This window comes from Pseudomonas cichorii, assembly GCF_003700275.1.
Classification (GTDB): domain Bacteria; phylum Pseudomonadota; class Gammaproteobacteria; order Pseudomonadales; family Pseudomonadaceae; genus Aquipseudomonas; species Aquipseudomonas cichorii_B.
Genome location: NZ_RBRE01000034.1, coordinates 1 through 16017 on the forward strand (window position 1 = coordinate 1; position 16017 = coordinate 16017).

The window sequence follows — 16017 nt, forward strand, 5'->3', positions numbered from 1 at the left end:
GAAAAAGTTGACCACTACAGCAGCCAGGGTGAATTGCGAAACCAGCAACAATCCACCACCCACATCCTGCAACGAGAGGTTCATCTTGCCTTGCTCATCACTGAACACCCGATAGTTGAGCAGCTTATGCAGCAACTTATCGGCACTGGCCTGCGTGTCTTGAGGCTCTACGCCCACCAGTACCAACAAGCCTTGATCGACAGCACCGACCACTTCTCCAGCCACTTCCACGCGCGCACTTTGCACGCGCTGCAACAAGCCTTTCATAGATGTTTTCCATACAGCGGATTTGTATGTGGGTGTGTTTGTGGGGGCGGATTCATTCGCAAAAAGCCTCGTCGCGAATGAATCCGCTCCCACACACCGCAGCAATCACGCCTCTTCAGGCGGCAGGTCCAGCAAGCGGCGGGCAATCTGCGCAGCAGCGCGAACCAGTGCGTCGGTAATGCCCGGCTCGGAAGCCGCATGCCCTGCTTCGCGAATCACCTGCAGCTCACTGTTGGGCCAGGCCTGATGCAATTCCCAGGCGTTGTCCAACGGGCAAATCACATCGTAGCGGCCATGGACGATGATGCCAGGCAAATGCGCGATTTTCGGCATGTCGCGAATCAGCTGGTTTTCTTCCAGGAAGGCATTGTTGATGAAGTAATGGCTTTCGATACGGGCAATCGACAAGGCGCGTTGCGGCTCGGCAAAGCGATCCACCACTTGCGGGTTGGGGCGCAGGGTCGCGGTTCTGCCCTCCCAGGTCGACCAGGCCTTGGCGGCATGCATCTGGGCGATCTGGTCGGCACCGGTCAGGCGCTTGTGAAAGGCTGCCAGCAGGTTGTCGCGTTCATCCTGAGGAATCGGCGCCACATAATCCTGCCAGTAATCGGGGAACAGGCGGCTGGCGCCCGACTGATAGAACCATTCGATTTCCTGCGGACGGCACAGAAAGATGCCACGCAGGATCAGGGCATGGACGCGCTCGGGATGCGCCTGGGCATAGGCCAGCGCCAGGGTCGAACCCCATGAGCCGCCGAACAGTACCCATTTCTCGATCCCCAGATGCTCGCGAATCCGCTCCAGGTCTTCTATCAAATGCCAGGTGGTGTTGTTTTCCAGGCTCGCATGCGGAGTCGAACGCCCGCAGCCGCGCTGGTCGAAGGTGACAATGCGGTACAGGTTCGGGTCGAAATAGCAGCGACTTTGCGCATCGCAGCCCGCGCCAGGGCCGCCGTGGATGAACACCACCGGCAAGCCTTCGGGCGAGCCGCTTTCATCGACATAGAGCACGTGCGGTTGTTCCACGGCCAGATCGTGCCGGGCGTAGGGTTTGATCTGCGGGTACAAAGTCTGCATACGTGCTCCATAAGTCCAGTTCAGAGGCTTCTATTATTCTGCCGTTGGGCATCATAAACCCGAAACGATGAATGAGCATGCTGCACATTGCCGATCCGGGTGGAACGATCAATGCAAGCGTTTTGCCAATTGCATGGATTGGCGAACCAGAGCCTTGCGGCCGAGTCGAAGCGTGAGCAGCCCGCTCGGTTATTTAAAATTTTTTCAGGAAATAACTGACGACACGCCTACAGTCAAAGAACCCACTTTTCACTCGTCTGACTACTTGAGGTCGTAACGATGTCTCAGGAACCACTTGTTCGTGACGCTGATGTGGCCGCTTTTCGCGCCGCAGTTCTTGCCAAACTCACCTATGCAGTGGGCAAGGACCCTGACCATGCGTTTGAGCATGACTGGTTTGAAGCTGTCGCCCTTGCTGCTCGCGATCACATGGTCGAGCACTGGATGGACCATACGCGGCAGATTTATCGCAAGGTCCAGAAACGTGTCTACTACCTTTCACTGGAATTCTTGATCGGGCGGCTCCTGTACGACAGCCTGAGCAACCTGGGGCTGCTGGAAATCGCTCGCGAAGCGATGACCGAACTGGGCGTGGACATTGAACGCATTCGCCTGCTGGAGCCGGATGCGGCTCTGGGCAATGGCGGCCTGGGTCGTCTGGCAGCCTGCTTCATGGAAAGCATGTCGACCCTGGGCATCGCCGGGCATGGCTACGGCATCCGTTATGAACACGGGCTGTTCCGCCAGGCCATCGTCGACGGCTGGCAGCAGGAGCAGACCGAGAACTGGCTGGACTTCGGCAACCCCTGGGAGTTCGAGCGCCCCGAGGTGGTTTACTCCATCGGCTTCAGCGGCAGCGTCGATACCGTGCTCAGTGAATCGGGCGAATCGCGTCAGGTATGGCGCCCGGCTGAAACCGTACGCGCCATTGCCTATGACACACCGGTAGTTGGCTGGCGCGGTGCCAGTGTCAACACCCTGCGCCTGTGGCGGGCGCGGGCCGTGGAAGATCTGCATCTGGAGCGTTTCAACGCCGGCGACCACTTTGGTGCGGTAGCCGAGGTCGTGCGCGCCGAGAGTATTTCCCGCGTGCTTTACCCCAACGATGCGACAGAAGCGGGCCAGGAACTGCGCCTGCGCCAGGAATACTTCTTTGTCTCGGCCTCGCTGCAGGACTTGCTGCGCCGTCACCTGAACATGCATGCCACGCTGATGGACCTGCCCGAACACGCGGCGATCCAGATGAACGATACCCACCCTTCGATTGCCGTGGCCGAACTGATGCGCCAGTTGATCGATACCCACGGGATCGCCTGGGATGCAGCCTGGAAAATCACTGTCGGCACCCTGAGCTACACCAACCACACCCTGCTGCCCGAGGCGCTGGAAACCTGGTCGGTGGGCCTGATGGAACGCATGCTGCCGCGCCACATGCAGATCATCTACCTGATCAACGCTCAGCACATCGATACCCTGCGCGCCAAGGGCGTGCATGATTTCGACGTATTGCGCGCCGTGTCACTGATCGAAGAAGACAATGGGCGCCGGGTGCGCATGGGCAACCTGGCATTCCTCGGCTCGCACAGCGTGAACGGCGTTTCTGCGCTGCACACCCAGCTAATGCGCAAGACGGTCTTCGCCGAGCTGCACAAGATTTATCCGGAGCGGATCAACAACAAGACCAACGGCATTACCTTCCGCCGCTGGTTGTTCCAGGCCAACCCGAAACTCACCCAGATGCTGGTGGAAACCCTGGGCGAGGATGTCCTGGATAACGCCGAGACACGCCTGGTCGAGCTGGAGCCGTTCGCCGAGAAAAGCTCCTTCCGCAAGCAGATGGCCGACCAGCGCCTGCACAGCAAGCGTGCACTGGCAGCGATCATTCATGAGCGCCTGGGCATCGTGGTCAATCCGGCGGCGATGTTCGACGTGCAGGTCAAGCGTATCCACGAGTACAAGCGCCAGCTGCTCAACCTGTTCCACACGGTTGCGCTGTATCAGGCCATTCGCGCCGAACCCGGCACCGACTGGGTGCCGCGGGTGAAGATCTTCGCGGGCAAGGCGGCGGCCAGTTATCACTCGGCCAAGCTGATCATCAAGCTCACCAACGACATCGCCCGCACCGTCAACAACGACCCGACCGTGCGCGGCCTGCTCAAAGTGGTGTTCATGCCCAACTACAACGTCAGCCTGGCCGAAAGCATCATCCCGGCAGCCGACCTGTCAGAGCAGATTTCCACGGCGGGCCTGGAAGCTTCCGGGACCAGCAATATGAAGTTCGGCCTCAATGGCGCGCTGACCATCGGTACGCTGGACGGTGCCAACGTGGAAATGAGCGAGCAGGTTGGCCTCGAACATATGTTCATCTTCGGCATGACGTCGCAGCAGGTCGGAGCCCGCAAGCAAGCCGGTGATTTCAGCGCGCATGCCGATGTTGCCGCTTCCGGTCGTCTCAATGATGTGTTGCAGGCGATTCGCGGCGGCGTGTTCTCGCCGGACGATCCGAACCGCTATGCCGGCCTGATCGATCAGTTGCTGGCCTACGACCGCTTCCTGGTCTGCGCCGATTTCGACTCGTACTGGGCCGCCCAGGCCAGGGTCGAGGAACGCTGGCACGACTCCAAGCAATGGTGGCGCTCGGCGGTCCTCAACACTGCACGCATGGGCTGGTTCTCGTCAGACCGCACCATTCGCGAATACGCCGGGGATATCTGGAAAGCCCTGGACTGATATCCGCTCTACGGGCCGCTTTCCATCCCGGGAAGCGGCCCCTTCTCCCGCAGGGCTCGCCCTGAATCTCCCTCTCGCCCAGCCTCCAGTCCTGATTGATCGGGTAACCGAGGCACGCTGGCGCGCACGGTTTTGTTTATAGGTGTTGGCATATCGCTATCTGTGGTGGGATATTTCACACATCACCGCCAGAAATTTCCGATAACAATCGGCGCGGAAACAGGCTGAAATCCGATCCAGAGCCTACCCAACCGTGAGGAACCCGTTCGTGAGTCGTCCGCTCGTCATCAAAATCGCTGTGCTCGGCGCAGCCCTGTGTGCGGCGATGACCGTCAATGCCCTGGAAAAACCGGCGGACTTCGCCAGCCAGACACCCTTGACCCTGAGCGGCCAGGGCCCGTGGTATCGGCTCGACCTGCCCCTGGCATTGCAACTCGATGCCCGCCAGAGCAACCTCAACGACCTGCGAATCTTCGATGCCGCCGGCCAGCCGCAGCCGCATATGTTCCTGCGCCAGCAGCAGGCTCATGCAGAGGATGCCGTACCGACAGCGGTGAACGGCTTCCCGCTGTACACCACGGCCGAAGCAGGCGATGCCGTGCCGATTATCCGCAGCGAGCGTTCGAGCGACGGCACAGTCATTGATATCCAGCCACAAAGCGATATCGAAGCGGGTGAAGAAATACTGCGCGGCTGGCTGCTCGATACCAGCGCGATCAAGGCACCTCTTGAACAATTGCTGATCGACTGGAGCGCCGAGCGTGAAGGCTTCCAGCACTTCAGCATCGAAGCCAGCGATGACCTCCAGCACTGGCAGGCCTGGGGCGAGGGGCAAGTGGCGCGGCTGACCTTCTCCGATGAAATGGTCGAACAGCGAGAAGTCGGCCTGCCCGGCCAGAACGCACGCTATCTGCGCCTGCTGTGGCGCTCGCCACAGAACGCACCGACGCTGATTTCCGCCCACATAATCAGCGCCGACCCCGACAGCCTGCCGTCGACCCTGACCTGGTCGCCAGTAATCAGCGGCGTTGCAGAACAGCCCAATGAATATGTCTGGCAGTTGCCGGTCGAACTGCCGGTCGAACGGGTCAGACTCGATATCGCCCAGGCCAACAGCCTGGCGCCTGGCACACTTTATGGACGACTCGATTCCGGGCAGTCCTGGCAAATCATCAGCAGCGGCCTGCTGTACCGGTTGACCCAGAACAATGGCGAGATCGCGCAGGATCAACTGCAGCTTGCCGGTCAGAACGTGCGGCAACTGAAGCTGGTGGTCGATGATCGTGGCGGCGGCCTGGGCAACGAGGCTCCAATGTTGAGTGTTGCCGTTCAGGCAGTCCAGGTGATGTTCGAGGACAACGGCAACGGGCCGTTCACGCTGGCTATTGGCAATACGACAGTGGCAGGACTGCCGCTGGCGATGCTGACGTTCCCGACTGATCCGCAAAGGCTGGCGGCACTGGGCAAGGCCCAGGCAGCCGCTACGCCCGCTGTCAGCAGCGTGGTTTCTGCGCCGCAGACTTCAGAAGACATCGACTTCAAGCGTCTGGCGTTATGGGCCGTGCTGGTCCTGGGTACGCTGTGTCTGGGCTGGATCGCTCTCAGCTCGCTGCGCGCCTCAAAACATTGATGCATGACGGCTTGCTGTTTCGCTTTTGCAGCTACGCTGAGCTGGCGTATGAACTCAATTACCCATAAGCCAGTCTCATAGCAGTATTACGTCGCCACTCGCGTTAAACTGCGCGGGTTTTTCATCCCCCATTTTCGGAGCTATCCATGTCCCGCGTTACACTGAGTCGCTTTTTGATTGAGCAGACCCGCAGCAACAATACTCCTGCCGATCTGCGCTTCCTGATCGAAGTAGTGGCGCGAGCATGCAAGGAAATCAGCCACGCCGTTTCCAAGGGCGCGCTGGGTGGTGTGCTCGGTAGCATGGGCACCGAAAACGTGCAGGGCGAAGTCCAGAAGAAGCTCGACGTGATCTCCAACGAAATCCTGCTCGAAGCCAACGAATGGGGCGGCCACCTGGCTGGCATGGCGTCCGAGGAAATGGACAACGCCTACCAGATTCCGGGCAAATACCCCAAAGGTGCCTACCTGCTGGTATTCGACCCGCTGGACGGCTCCTCGAACATCGATATCAACGCGCCAGTCGGCACGATTTTCTCCGTTCTGCGCTGCCCTAGCGAATACCTGAGCCAGAACGAAGCCCTGAACGAAAAGGCCTTCCTGCAACCGGGCACCGAGCAGGTAGCCGCCGGCTACGCGATCTACGGCCCGCAGACCATGCTGGTCCTGACGCTGGGCGATGGCGTAAAAGGCTTTACCCTGGACCGTGAAATGGGCAGCTTCGTGCTGACTCATGAAGACCTGAAGATCCCTGAGTCGACTCAGGAGTTCGCGGTCAACATGTCCAACCAGCGCCACTGGGAAGCCCCGGTAAAGCGCTATGTCGAAGAAATGCTGGCTGGCGAAGAAGGCCCGCTGCAAAAGAACTACAACATGCGCTGGGTTGCCGCGATGGTAGCCGATGTGCATCGCATCCTGACCCGCGGTGGCCTGTTCATGTATCCGCGTGACAGCCGCGAGCCTTCCAAGCCGGGCAAACTGCGCCTGATGTATGAAGCCAACCCGATGTCGTTCCTGGTCGAGCAGGCGGGCGGTGCGTCCACCGACGGCCATCAGCGCATCCTCGACATCCAGCCGGAAGGCCTGCACCAGCGTGTCGCCGTATTCCTGGGTTCCAAACAGGAAGTCGAGCGCGCCACGGCGTACCACAAGGAGTAAAACCCGATGCTTGCCCCTTGGCTGCCTCTGCTCGAATGGTGGTTCGGCTCGTCCGAATCAGCCAGCGAAGTGGTGAAAGCCAGGGAGAAGCTCTGGTTTGGCAAGAAAAAGGCCAACGACACCGAAGCCCGCGAGCGCTTCGGTGATCTGGTCGAGCAGGCCCTGGCTGGCGGCCTCAAGGAATGGGCTGAAAGCCCCAAGGGCTGGCTGGCCTTGATCCTGTTGCTGGATCAGTTGCCGCGCATGATCCATCGCGATACGCCCAAGGCCTTCGCCGGCGATCAACGCGCACAGACACTGGTACAACATGGCCTGAAGCTGGGCCGGGACCAGCATCTGGAACCACTGGAACGCACCTTCATCTATCTGGTGCTGGAACACAGCGAAAACCTCGACGACCAGAATCAGGCCATCGCCTGCTTCACCCGGCTCCTGCCGCTTCTTCCCGCCACCGATCGCGACTACTTCAGGCAAAGCCTGGATTACGCTGAACGTCATCAGAAAATCATCGCCCGGTTCGGACGCTTTCCGCATCGCAACGACATCCTCGGCCGCGCCTCGAGCGATGAAGAAATCGAATTCCTCAAAAAGCCCGGCTCACGGTTCTAGGTTTTCTGGAAACAGTGTCTTGCCGAGTCGCGGGCAAGCCTCTCCCTCAGTGCGCGCAAATCACCAGTCGGCTCAGGGAACCAGATCACGGTTTTCTCTTCTAAGCTTTCGGCAGTGCGCCAGCGCGGTTGAAAAAACCGTTTTGCTGCGACACAGCCCTCTTCCGTTCAGGAGCTTCATCCATGTCTTTGCGCTCTCTCGCGTTACTGTCGTTCTGCGTACTGCTGGCTGCCTGCAGCAAGATCACTCAGGAAAACTACTCTAAACTTTCCGCAGGCATGCCCAAGGCTCAGGTCGAAAGCCTGTTGGGCAGCCCGACTGAATGTTCCGGCGCACTGGGGATGTCCAGTTGCACCTGGGGCGACCAGAAAACCTTTATCAGCGTGCAGTATGCTGGCGACAAAGTGCTCATATTCTCGGGCCAAGGTCTGAAATAACTCATGATCAAGCTACTTCTGCGTTTCGGAATTTTCGTCATGGCCGGCTTTCTGGCCATCGGTTTCGCCCATTCGGCTGACAACCTCGAACCCAAGACCGTCGACAGCGTCGACCTCAAGCGCTATCAGGGCACCTGGTATGAACTGGCGCGCCTGCCGATGTTTTTCCAGCGCAATTGCGCGCAGTCCGAAGCTCATTACAAGCTCAAGGCTGACGGCAACATTGCCGTGACCAACCGCTGCCGGACAATTGAAGGCAAATGGCAGGAAGCCAGTGGCACCGCCTCGCCGCAAGTACCGGGCAAGACCGACAAGCTGTGGGTAGTGTTCGACAACTGGTTCTCGAAACTGCTGCCGGGTCTGGCCAAGGGTGACTATTGGGTCCTGGCCATCGGTGACGACTACAAGACTGCCGTGGTCGGCAACCCTGATCGCAAGTACCTGTGGCTGCTGTCGCGCACACCGACCGTCTCGGAAGCGGTCAAGCAGGACCTGATGAGCAAGGCCCGCCAACAGGGCTATGACACCAGCCGCCTGATCTGGCGCGAGGATGACGCGAAGATCGGCAAATAAACGTTCTTCGCCAATGAATTCGCTCCCTCACAACCGGTGCAGGAGCGGATTCATCCGCGAAGACGGCATTGACGTGCGCGAAAATCTTCACGGCCCTTCGCGAATGAATTCGCTACGCGAGCAACTCCTTGAGCACCCGGGCAAACGCCCGATTGCTGTCTTCCTCTGCCGCATGCCGCCCTTCACGAACGACCCAGCGTCCATTGACCAGCACATCACGCACCTGACGATCACCGCCCGCAAACAGCCAGCGGTTGAGAATCGAATCGCCTGAAGCGCTGGCCAGGTACGGATCCTTGCCATCGAGCACCACCCAGTCTGCGCGCTGCCCGACCTCCAGTTTCCCGATGTTCTGCCCCATGGCCTGTGCACCACCGGCCAATGCTGCATCGAACAGTGTTCGGCCCACCATCGGCTGGTCACTGCGATAAAGCCGGTTGCGACGCTGATCGCGCAAGCGCTGGCCATATTCCAGCCAGCGCAGTTCCTCGACCACACTGAGCGACACATGGCTGTCCGAGCCGATGCCCCAGCGTCCGCCCTGAGCCATGTAATCCACTGCCGGGAAGATACCGTCGCCCAGATTGGCTTCCGTGGTCAGGCATAACCCGGCCACGCTGCCGCTTTGCGCCATTAGGGTGACCTCATCCGGCTCGGCATGGGTCGCATGCACCAGACACCAGCGCTGATCCACCGCCACGTTTTCATACAGCCATTGCAGTGGACGGCGGCCGCTCCAGCTCAGGCAGTCATCGACTTCCTTCTGCTGCTCGGCGATATGGATGTGTACCGGGCACTGTTGATTGCTGGCGGCCAGCACTTCGCTGATCTGCTGCGGTGTGACAGCGCGCAACGAATGGAAGCACAGCCCGAGGCTTTGCGCCGCCTGGCTGGCGACGACCTTCTGCAGACGGGCCTGCAAATCCAGATAGCTGTCGGTACTGTGGATAAACCGGCGCTGCCCTTCATTGGGCGCCTGTCCGCCAAAACCGGCGTGGCTGTAGAGCACCGGCAACAGGGTCAGGCCGATGCCAGCGGATGTGGCGGCCTGGCTGATCTGCAAGGCCAACTCGGCAGGATCGGCATACGGCTTGCCGTCGCTGTCCTGGTGTACATAATGAAACTCGGCGACCGAGGTGTAGCCGGCCTTGAGCATCTCGATATAGAGCTGTCGGGCGATGACCGCCAATTGCTGCGGAGTGATCTGCCCGACCAGTCGGTACATCAGGTCACGCCAGGTCCAGAAGCTGTCATTGGGATTACCCGCCACCTCCGCCAGCCCGGCCATTGCCCGCTGGAAGGCGTGGGAATGCAGATTTGGCATCCCCGGCAGCAGCGGCCCGCTCAGCAACTCGGCATCCTGACGCTGCGCATTGGCCTGCACCGCGCTCAACATACCGTCAGGACTGACCTCCAGACGGACATTATCGGCCCAACCTGCGGGTAATAATGCGCGTTCGGCAAAGAAGGCTGGCATTGACTTCACACCTCATCGTTGTAATTTGTATATACATATACAGACGTTCAGATCACCGGTAAACCTTCGCGTGCTTGCCGTACTGCAGGTTAATGGTTAGCGTGGGCGCTCTTTAATAGATGAATCACCCAGAACAAGGACTCCTACGTGCCGACTCCGCCCGCCTCTTCTCCCTTGGCAGCCCAGATGGGTGAAAGTCCGGCCCCGCTCTATGCCCGCGTCAAACAGATGATCGCCCTGCAAATCCAGAACGGCACCTGGCCGCCGCATCATCGCGTGCCCTCGGAAAGCGAACTGGTGACGCAACTGGGTTTCAGCCGCATGACCATCAACCGCGCCTTGCGCGAGCTGACCGCCGAAGGGCTGCTGGTGCGCATGCAAGGGGTCGGCACTTTCGTTGCCGAACCCAAGAGCCAGTCGGCGCTGTTTGAAGTCAATAACATTGCGGACGAGATCGCCTCCCGAGGTCACCGCCACTCCTGCAAGGTCGTCGTACTACAGGAAGAACCTGCCGGCTCCGAGCGGGCACTGGCGCTGGACATGCGCGAAGGCCAGAAGGTGTTTCACTCCTTGATCGTGCATTTCGAGAACGACATTCCGGTGCAGATCGAGGACCGTTTCGTCAACGCACTGGTTGCGCCGGACTACCTCAAGCAGGACTTTACCCAACAGACGCCCTACGCCTATCTGTCACAGGTGGCGCCGCTGACCGAAGGCGAGCATGTGGTCGAAGCGATCCTGGCCGAACCCAGCGAATGCCAGTTGCTGCAAATCGATACCGGCGAGCCGTGCCTGCTGATTCGGCGTCGGACCTGGTCCGGCCGTCAGCCGGTCACTGCAGCTCGCCTGATTCACCCCGGCTCTCGCCATCGCCTGGAAGGACGCTTCAGCAAATGACTCAGACCAAAATCCTGCGCGCCACCGGTTACCCTCGCATGCCCTGGAAAAACGGCGGCGGCAGCACCGAAGAAATCGCCCGCGATGCCGGACAGGAGCTGGACGGCTTCGGCTGGCGGCTGTCGATTGCCGATGTCGAAACCTCGAGTGGCTTTTCGGTGTTTGCCGGTTACCAGCGGATCATTTCGGTGATTCAGGGCGCAGGCATGACCCTGGATGTCGACGGCGTCAGCAGCCGTCCGCTGCTGCCCACCGATCCATTTGCCTTCAGTGGCGACAGCCAGGTCAGTTGCACACTGCTCGACGGCGCGATTCGTGATTTCAACCTGATCTATGCTGCACAGCGCTACAGCGCTCGCCTGCACTGGATCGACGTACGCCAGCCGCAGCGCCTGTTCAGTTCCGCCAGCACACTTCTGCTGTTCAGTGCTGCCGAACAGGTCGGGGTCAGCGTGAACGACGGGCTCTGGGAGATTCTTGGTCGCCACGACTGCCTGCAAGTGGATAACCCTGGCGGCCTGCTGGAAATCGAACTGCAAGCTCCCAGCGCCAGCCGCTGCTGCCTCATCGAGCTGAATGCCCTGTGCGTTTGAGCTCCGAATTCAGGATTCTGCTTCAAGGACCCGCATGACCGTACTTCCTCACAAAGAAACACCGCGAGCCGTTGCCATTCTGGCCCGCTTCCTGTCATCCGAGTCGGCAGGCGGCATTGTCCTGATGGGCGCGGCGCTGGCCGCCCTGATCGTCGCCAACTCGCCTCTGGCCGCGGGTTACTTCGCCATTTTGCATAGTGTCTGGCTGGGGCTGTCCGTCGAGCTGTGGATCAACGACGGGCTGATGGCGATCTTCTTTCTGATGGTCGGCCTGGAAATCAAGCGCGAAGTCCTCGCAGGCGGGCTCGCCACTTGGGGGCAACGCGCCCTGCCCGGCTTTGCCGCGGCCGGCGGCATGCTGGTGCCGGCGCTGATCTATCTCGCAATCAACTGGGGCAACCCGCAAACCATCGCCGGATGGGCCATCCCCGCAGCAACCGACATTGCCTTCGCGCTCGGCGTCCTGTCGCTACTGGGCAACAGGGTTCCGACCTCCCTGAAAGTGTTTCTCGCTGCACTGGCGATCCTCGACGACCTCGGGGCCGTGACCATCATCGCCTTCTTCTACAGCTCGGGCCTGAACCTGCCGATGCTGCTGGCATCTTTCGTAACCCTCGTGGTGCTGATCGCGATGAATCGCCTGAATGTACGGCGCTTGCTGCCGTACCTGCTGGCGGGCGCGCTGCTGTGGTTCTTCGTCCTGCAATCGGGCGTGCATGCGACGCTGGCCGGCGTGGCCCTGGCGTTGTGTATTCCCATGGGCAAGCCAGAGGAGGAAGCGCGCTCGCCATTACTTTTTCTCGAAGAAAAGCTGCACTACTGGGTCGCGTTCGCCATCGTGCCGGTGTTCGGTTTTGCCAATGCCGGGGTTTCGCTGTCCGGCATTTCCGCCGATAACCTGCTCGATCCGGTACCACTCGGGGTCGCCCTTGGATTGTTCGTCGGCAAGCAGATCGGGGTTTTCCTGGCTGCGGTGCTGGCCATTCGGGCCGGGCTGGCGACCTTGCCGGAAGGCAGCAACTGGGTGCAGCTCTATGGCGTGGCGATACTCTGCGGTATCGGTTTCACCATGAGCCTGTTCATTGGCAACCTCGCCTTCCCCGGTGCCGCGCATCTGGTGGACGAGGTCAAGATCGGCGTTCTGATGGGCTCGGGCCTGGCAGCACTGGCCGGTGTGCTGCTGTTGCGCAGCCGTTTCAGCCAGCGTTGAAAAATATTTTCAAATCACTGCATCCAGATTGTTTTCTCGCGGGTAGTACATACAGCAGCCACTTGAGTTGCTGAGCGCGGTTAAACAATCTGGAGATTTTCTGCATGAACGCAAAACGTTTGCTCTGCCTTGCAGGTAGTACCCTGGCCCTCACCTGCCTGACTTCTGTTGCCATGGCTCAAGCCAATCTGCCCGAGAGCGTCCGTGTACCGGACGGTCACAAGATCACCCTGCAAACTACCGGGGTCGGCGAAATCACTTACGAGTGCCGCGCCAAGGCCAACATGGCCAATGAAACCGAGTGGGTGTTCGTCGGCCCCAAAGCCGTCCTCAACGATCAAAGCGGCAAAGCGGTTGGCAGCTACTACGGCCCACCCGCCACCTGGGAAGCCAAAGACGGCTCCAAGCTGACCGGTACTCAAGTAGCCGTAGCGCCATCCAGCGCGGGTAACCTGCCTTATCAACTGGTCAAGGCCAACCCGGCTGAAGGCAAAGGCGTACTGACCGGCACCGCTTACATCCAGCGTGTAGCCCTCAAAGGCGGCGTAGCCCCGACCACTGCCTGCTCTGCCAGCAACAAGGGCGCCAAGGAAGTGGTCAAGTATCAGGCCGACTACATCTTCTGGGCCAGCAAGTGATCAAAAGCCTTCAATCGGGTGCCGCGCAGCCAGTAGTCTATGCTGCTGCGCGGGGGCCTTGTGATGTCAACGAGGCAGCATTCATCCATTGATGGCGGATCGACGTGTCTTCACACGAATCACTGTTTGACTACGAAGCAACGCTGCATGCCTGCGCGCGCGGTGAGCGCCAGGCTTTGCAGCGTCTTTATAAACAGGAAAGCGCCCGGTTGCTTGGTGTCGTCGAGCGGCTTGTGCGTGACCACGCACTGGCGGAAGACATCGTGCATGATGCGTTCCTCAAGATATGGAGCAATGCGGCCAGCTTCGATCAGTCACGAGGCTCGGCACGCGGCTGGATCTTCAGCGTGACCCGCCACCTGGCGCTCAACCGCCTGCGCAACACCGCGCGGGAAGTACGCATGGAAGATGACGGCAGCGAAGACCACCACGAATCGGCAACCCTGGAAGGCTGGCAGGAAACCGGGGATGCATTCGACTGGCGAATCAATCCGGGCCGGATTCAGTTCTGCCTGGAACAGCTTGAACCGGTGCGCCGCAACTGTGTGTTCCACGCTTATGTGGACGGCTACTCGCACCCGGAAATCGCGCAGAAAATCGGCGCACCTTTAGGAACGGTCAAAGCCTGGATCAAGCGCAGCCTTACGGCCTTGCGGGAGTGCATGGGATGACTCGACCGGTAGACGAAGACATCCACGAACTGGCTGGCGAATACGTGCTGGGCACCTTGTCGGCCGGGCAGAGAAGCGACGTCCAGCGCCGCCTGCCCCATGAGCCTGAATTGCAGGCGGCAGTCGACGCCTGGGAAGAACGCCTGCTGCCACTGACCGAACTGGCCGAGCCTGTCACACCCACGCCCGGGCTCTGGAGCCGTATCGAACGCAGCCTCAGCGACTTGTCCGCCAGCAAGGTCGAACCGCAGCGCACCCGCTGGTGGGACAACCTGTCGATCTGGCGTGGCCTGGCTGGCGCAGGTCTGGCCGCTTCGCTGGTGCTGGGCGTGATGCTTTTCATCCAGCCTGCGCAGGCACCGTCCTACCTGGTAGTACTTGTCGCACCACAGGACAAGGCACCCGGCTGGGTGGTCCAGACCAGCAATTCACAGGAAATCCAGCTCATTCCCCTGAGCGTGACCGAGGTCCCTGCGGACAAGGCGCTGGAGTTCTGGACCAAGGCCGATGACTGGCAAGGACCGGTTTCCCTCGGTCTGGTAAAACCGGGTCAAACGCTGCACATCCCACTGGACAAGTTGCCACCGCTGCAACATAACCAGTTGTTCGAGCTGACCCTGGAGAAGTCCACCGGCTCACCGATTGGCAAGCCGACCGGGCCGATTCAGTTCATTGGACGGGCGGTGAAAGTGATTTGAGTCCCCTGAACACCTGCACTAACTGATGCGCTGCCGGTATTGATCTGGATTGAAACGCCAGACTATCAGCAGCATCAGCACGATCACCGCAGTCAATGTCCACCACGCCCCCTCGAAACTCCCCGACTGATCACGAATGACACCTGCCAGCAGAGGCGACAGGCCGGCAATCAGGTAGCCGATGCCTTGCACGAAGGCCGTCAGGCTACCGGCTCGCGCCGGGCTATCAATGTGATCCATGGAGATGATCAGGCTCATGGGAAACAGACCGCCGATGCCCAGGCCGAGCAGACAAGGCCACAGCAGCGACAGATGATCGAAAGACAGGATAAGCCCACAGAAGCCGACAATGATCAGCAGCAACAAGACCGTCAACGCGCCGCGCTTGTCCCGGGTGTGATTGACCATTGCGGGGACCGCCAGACCGGCCAGCACTTCCATGGCCGTCAGGAAGCCCAGCAGCAGACCGGCGTCCTGCTCGCTCCAGCCCCTCTCCACGTAATAAGGCGCAAGCCAGGCCAGCACACAGGTGTAGGAAGCCGTACCAAGACCGAAAAATACTGCCAGCAACCAGGCGCGCGGCCTGGCGAAGAACGAGTCAGCCTGCCCCTTGGGTGCCGCTGCCACGACAGGAATCGACGAACGCTGGAGCATCCACAAGACCAGCGCGATCAAGGCAAGAACCGCCCATATCGCCAGCGCACTGCGCCAGCTACCGCTCTGCTTGAGCACAAAAGGTGAAAACGACGCCGCCAACGCTGCCCCGCCCATGATCGAGGTGACATACAAGCCCATGAACAGCGACACGTTGTCCTTGAAACGGGTCTTGATCAGGGCTGGCATCAGCGCCTGAATCATCGCGATACCCAATCCGGACAGAACCGCGCTGACGATCAACTCCAGCGCGCCATCGATAAACAGCCGCGCCCCACTGGCGATACCAATCACCAGCAGCGACAGCGCGATTGCCCGATGATCACCCAACGAGCGCGCCAGACGCATACCGAAAAACATCCCGAGCCCCATCGCCATCACCGGCAGCATGGTCAACAGCGAAGCGAGACTGAAACTGAGCGGAATATCGCCACGAATAGCCGATAAAAGCGGCCCGACCGCCGCCATGCTGGGCCTGAGGTTCAAAGCCACCAGAACGACACTGGCCATCAACCAGAAAGCGTGAGCCGTTGAAGTACGAATGTTTTCCATCACCAGACCTGACTGTTCCAAAGGCATTATTAGGCCGGGCGACGGCGCAGGCGACAAACGAAAATCTGCGGGGGGGTATTGAGAAATTAGGATGGGGGTTAGTGTGAGGGTTGCCGGTACGCTCAATGGTGTAGTGGTCAACTTTTT

16 protein-coding genes are annotated in these 16017 nt (G+C 60.1%); 12 read left to right on the plus strand and 4 right to left on the minus strand.

Annotation, left to right across the window (positions count from 1 at the left end):
* The coding region (gene dtd, locus ALQ04_RS07955; protein ID WP_122315211.1) for a D-aminoacyl-tRNA deacylase at positions 1-267 on the minus strand (267 nt) is incomplete at its 3' end.
* Positions 268-372: 105 nt separating this feature from the next.
* A complete protein-coding gene (gene pip, locus ALQ04_RS07960; protein ID WP_122315212.1) occupies positions 373-1344 on the minus strand; it encodes a prolyl aminopeptidase in 972 nt (323 codons plus the stop codon).
* Positions 1345-1623: 279 nt separating this feature from the next.
* Between pip and ALQ04_RS07965 the strand changes: the two genes are divergently transcribed.
* The 6 genes from ALQ04_RS07965 (at position 1624) to ALQ04_RS07990 (ending at position 8480) form a co-directional block, all read left to right on the plus strand.
* Positions 1624-4074 (plus strand): glycogen/starch/alpha-glucan phosphorylase, encoded by a 2451-nt coding sequence (locus tag ALQ04_RS07965; RefSeq protein ID WP_122315213.1) that lies wholly within the window; start codon positions 1624-1626, stop codon positions 4072-4074.
* Between the two features lie 286 nt (positions 4075-4360).
* Entirely contained in the window at positions 4361-5704 is a 1344-nt protein-coding gene (locus ALQ04_RS07970; RefSeq protein ID WP_259644967.1) for a DUF3999 domain-containing protein, read from the plus strand.
* A 146-nt stretch (positions 5705-5850) separates the two neighbouring features.
* Positions 5851-6861, plus strand: coding sequence for a class 1 fructose-bisphosphatase (locus ALQ04_RS07975; RefSeq protein ID WP_122315214.1), 1011 nt, complete (start codon positions 5851-5853; stop codon positions 6859-6861).
* Between the two features lie 6 nt (positions 6862-6867).
* Positions 6868-7470, plus strand: coding sequence for a DUF924 family protein (locus ALQ04_RS07980; protein WP_122315215.1), 603 nt, complete (start codon positions 6868-6870; stop codon positions 7468-7470).
* A gap of 182 nt (positions 7471-7652) precedes the next feature.
* Positions 7653-7907 carry an outer membrane protein assembly factor BamE gene (bamE, locus tag ALQ04_RS07985; protein WP_122315216.1) on the plus strand — a complete coding sequence of 85 codons (255 nt, stop codon included), beginning with the start codon at positions 7653-7655 and terminating at the stop codon, positions 7905-7907.
* A gap of 3 nt (positions 7908-7910) precedes the next feature.
* Positions 7911-8480 (plus strand): lipocalin family protein, encoded by a 570-nt coding sequence (locus tag ALQ04_RS07990; RefSeq protein ID WP_122315217.1) that lies wholly within the window; start codon positions 7911-7913, stop codon positions 8478-8480.
* Positions 8481-8592: 112 nt separating this feature from the next.
* On the opposite strand, the gene ALQ04_RS07995 is transcribed toward ALQ04_RS07990, so the two are convergent.
* Positions 8593-9957 carry a formimidoylglutamate deiminase gene (locus ALQ04_RS07995; RefSeq protein WP_122315218.1) on the minus strand — a complete coding sequence of 455 codons (1365 nt, stop codon included), beginning with the start codon at positions 9955-9957 and terminating at the stop codon, positions 8593-8595.
* A gap of 186 nt (positions 9958-10143) precedes the next feature.
* Between ALQ04_RS07995 and hutC the strand changes: the two genes are divergently transcribed.
* The 6 genes from hutC (at position 10144) to ALQ04_RS08025 (ending at position 14664) form a co-directional block, all read left to right on the plus strand.
* Positions 10144-10854, plus strand: a complete 711-nt coding sequence (hutC, locus tag ALQ04_RS08000) for a histidine utilization repressor (protein WP_183142133.1) — start codon at positions 10144-10146, stop codon at positions 10852-10854.
* Positions 10851-11447 (plus strand): HutD family protein, encoded by a 597-nt coding sequence (locus ALQ04_RS08005; protein ID WP_122315220.1) that lies wholly within the window; start codon positions 10851-10853, stop codon positions 11445-11447. The genes hutC and ALQ04_RS08005 overlap by 4 nt, the downstream gene beginning before the upstream one ends.
* Before the next feature lie 34 nt (positions 11448-11481).
* Positions 11482-12657, plus strand: coding sequence for a Na+/H+ antiporter NhaA (gene nhaA / locus ALQ04_RS08010; protein ID WP_122315221.1), 1176 nt, complete (start codon positions 11482-11484; stop codon positions 12655-12657).
* A gap of 104 nt (positions 12658-12761) precedes the next feature.
* On the plus strand, positions 12762-13295 hold the full coding sequence (locus ALQ04_RS08015) for a DUF3455 domain-containing protein (protein ID WP_122315222.1): 534 nt from the start codon (positions 12762-12764) through the stop codon (positions 13293-13295).
* A 104-nt stretch (positions 13296-13399) separates the two neighbouring features.
* The gene (locus ALQ04_RS08020; RefSeq protein ID WP_122315223.1) at positions 13400-13966 is read left to right on the plus strand and encodes a sigma-70 family RNA polymerase sigma factor; all 567 of its coding nucleotides are present in this window, start codon (positions 13400-13402) and stop codon (positions 13964-13966) included.
* A complete protein-coding gene (locus ALQ04_RS08025; protein ID WP_122315224.1) occupies positions 13963-14664 on the plus strand; it encodes an anti-sigma factor domain-containing protein in 702 nt (233 codons plus the stop codon). The genes ALQ04_RS08020 and ALQ04_RS08025 overlap by 4 nt, the downstream gene beginning before the upstream one ends.
* A gap of 18 nt (positions 14665-14682) precedes the next feature.
* On the opposite strand, the gene ALQ04_RS08030 is transcribed toward ALQ04_RS08025, so the two are convergent.
* Positions 14683-15870, minus strand: coding sequence for a cyanate transporter (locus ALQ04_RS08030; protein WP_122315226.1), 1188 nt, complete (start codon positions 15868-15870; stop codon positions 14683-14685).
* Between the last annotated feature and the right edge of the window lie 147 nt (positions 15871-16017).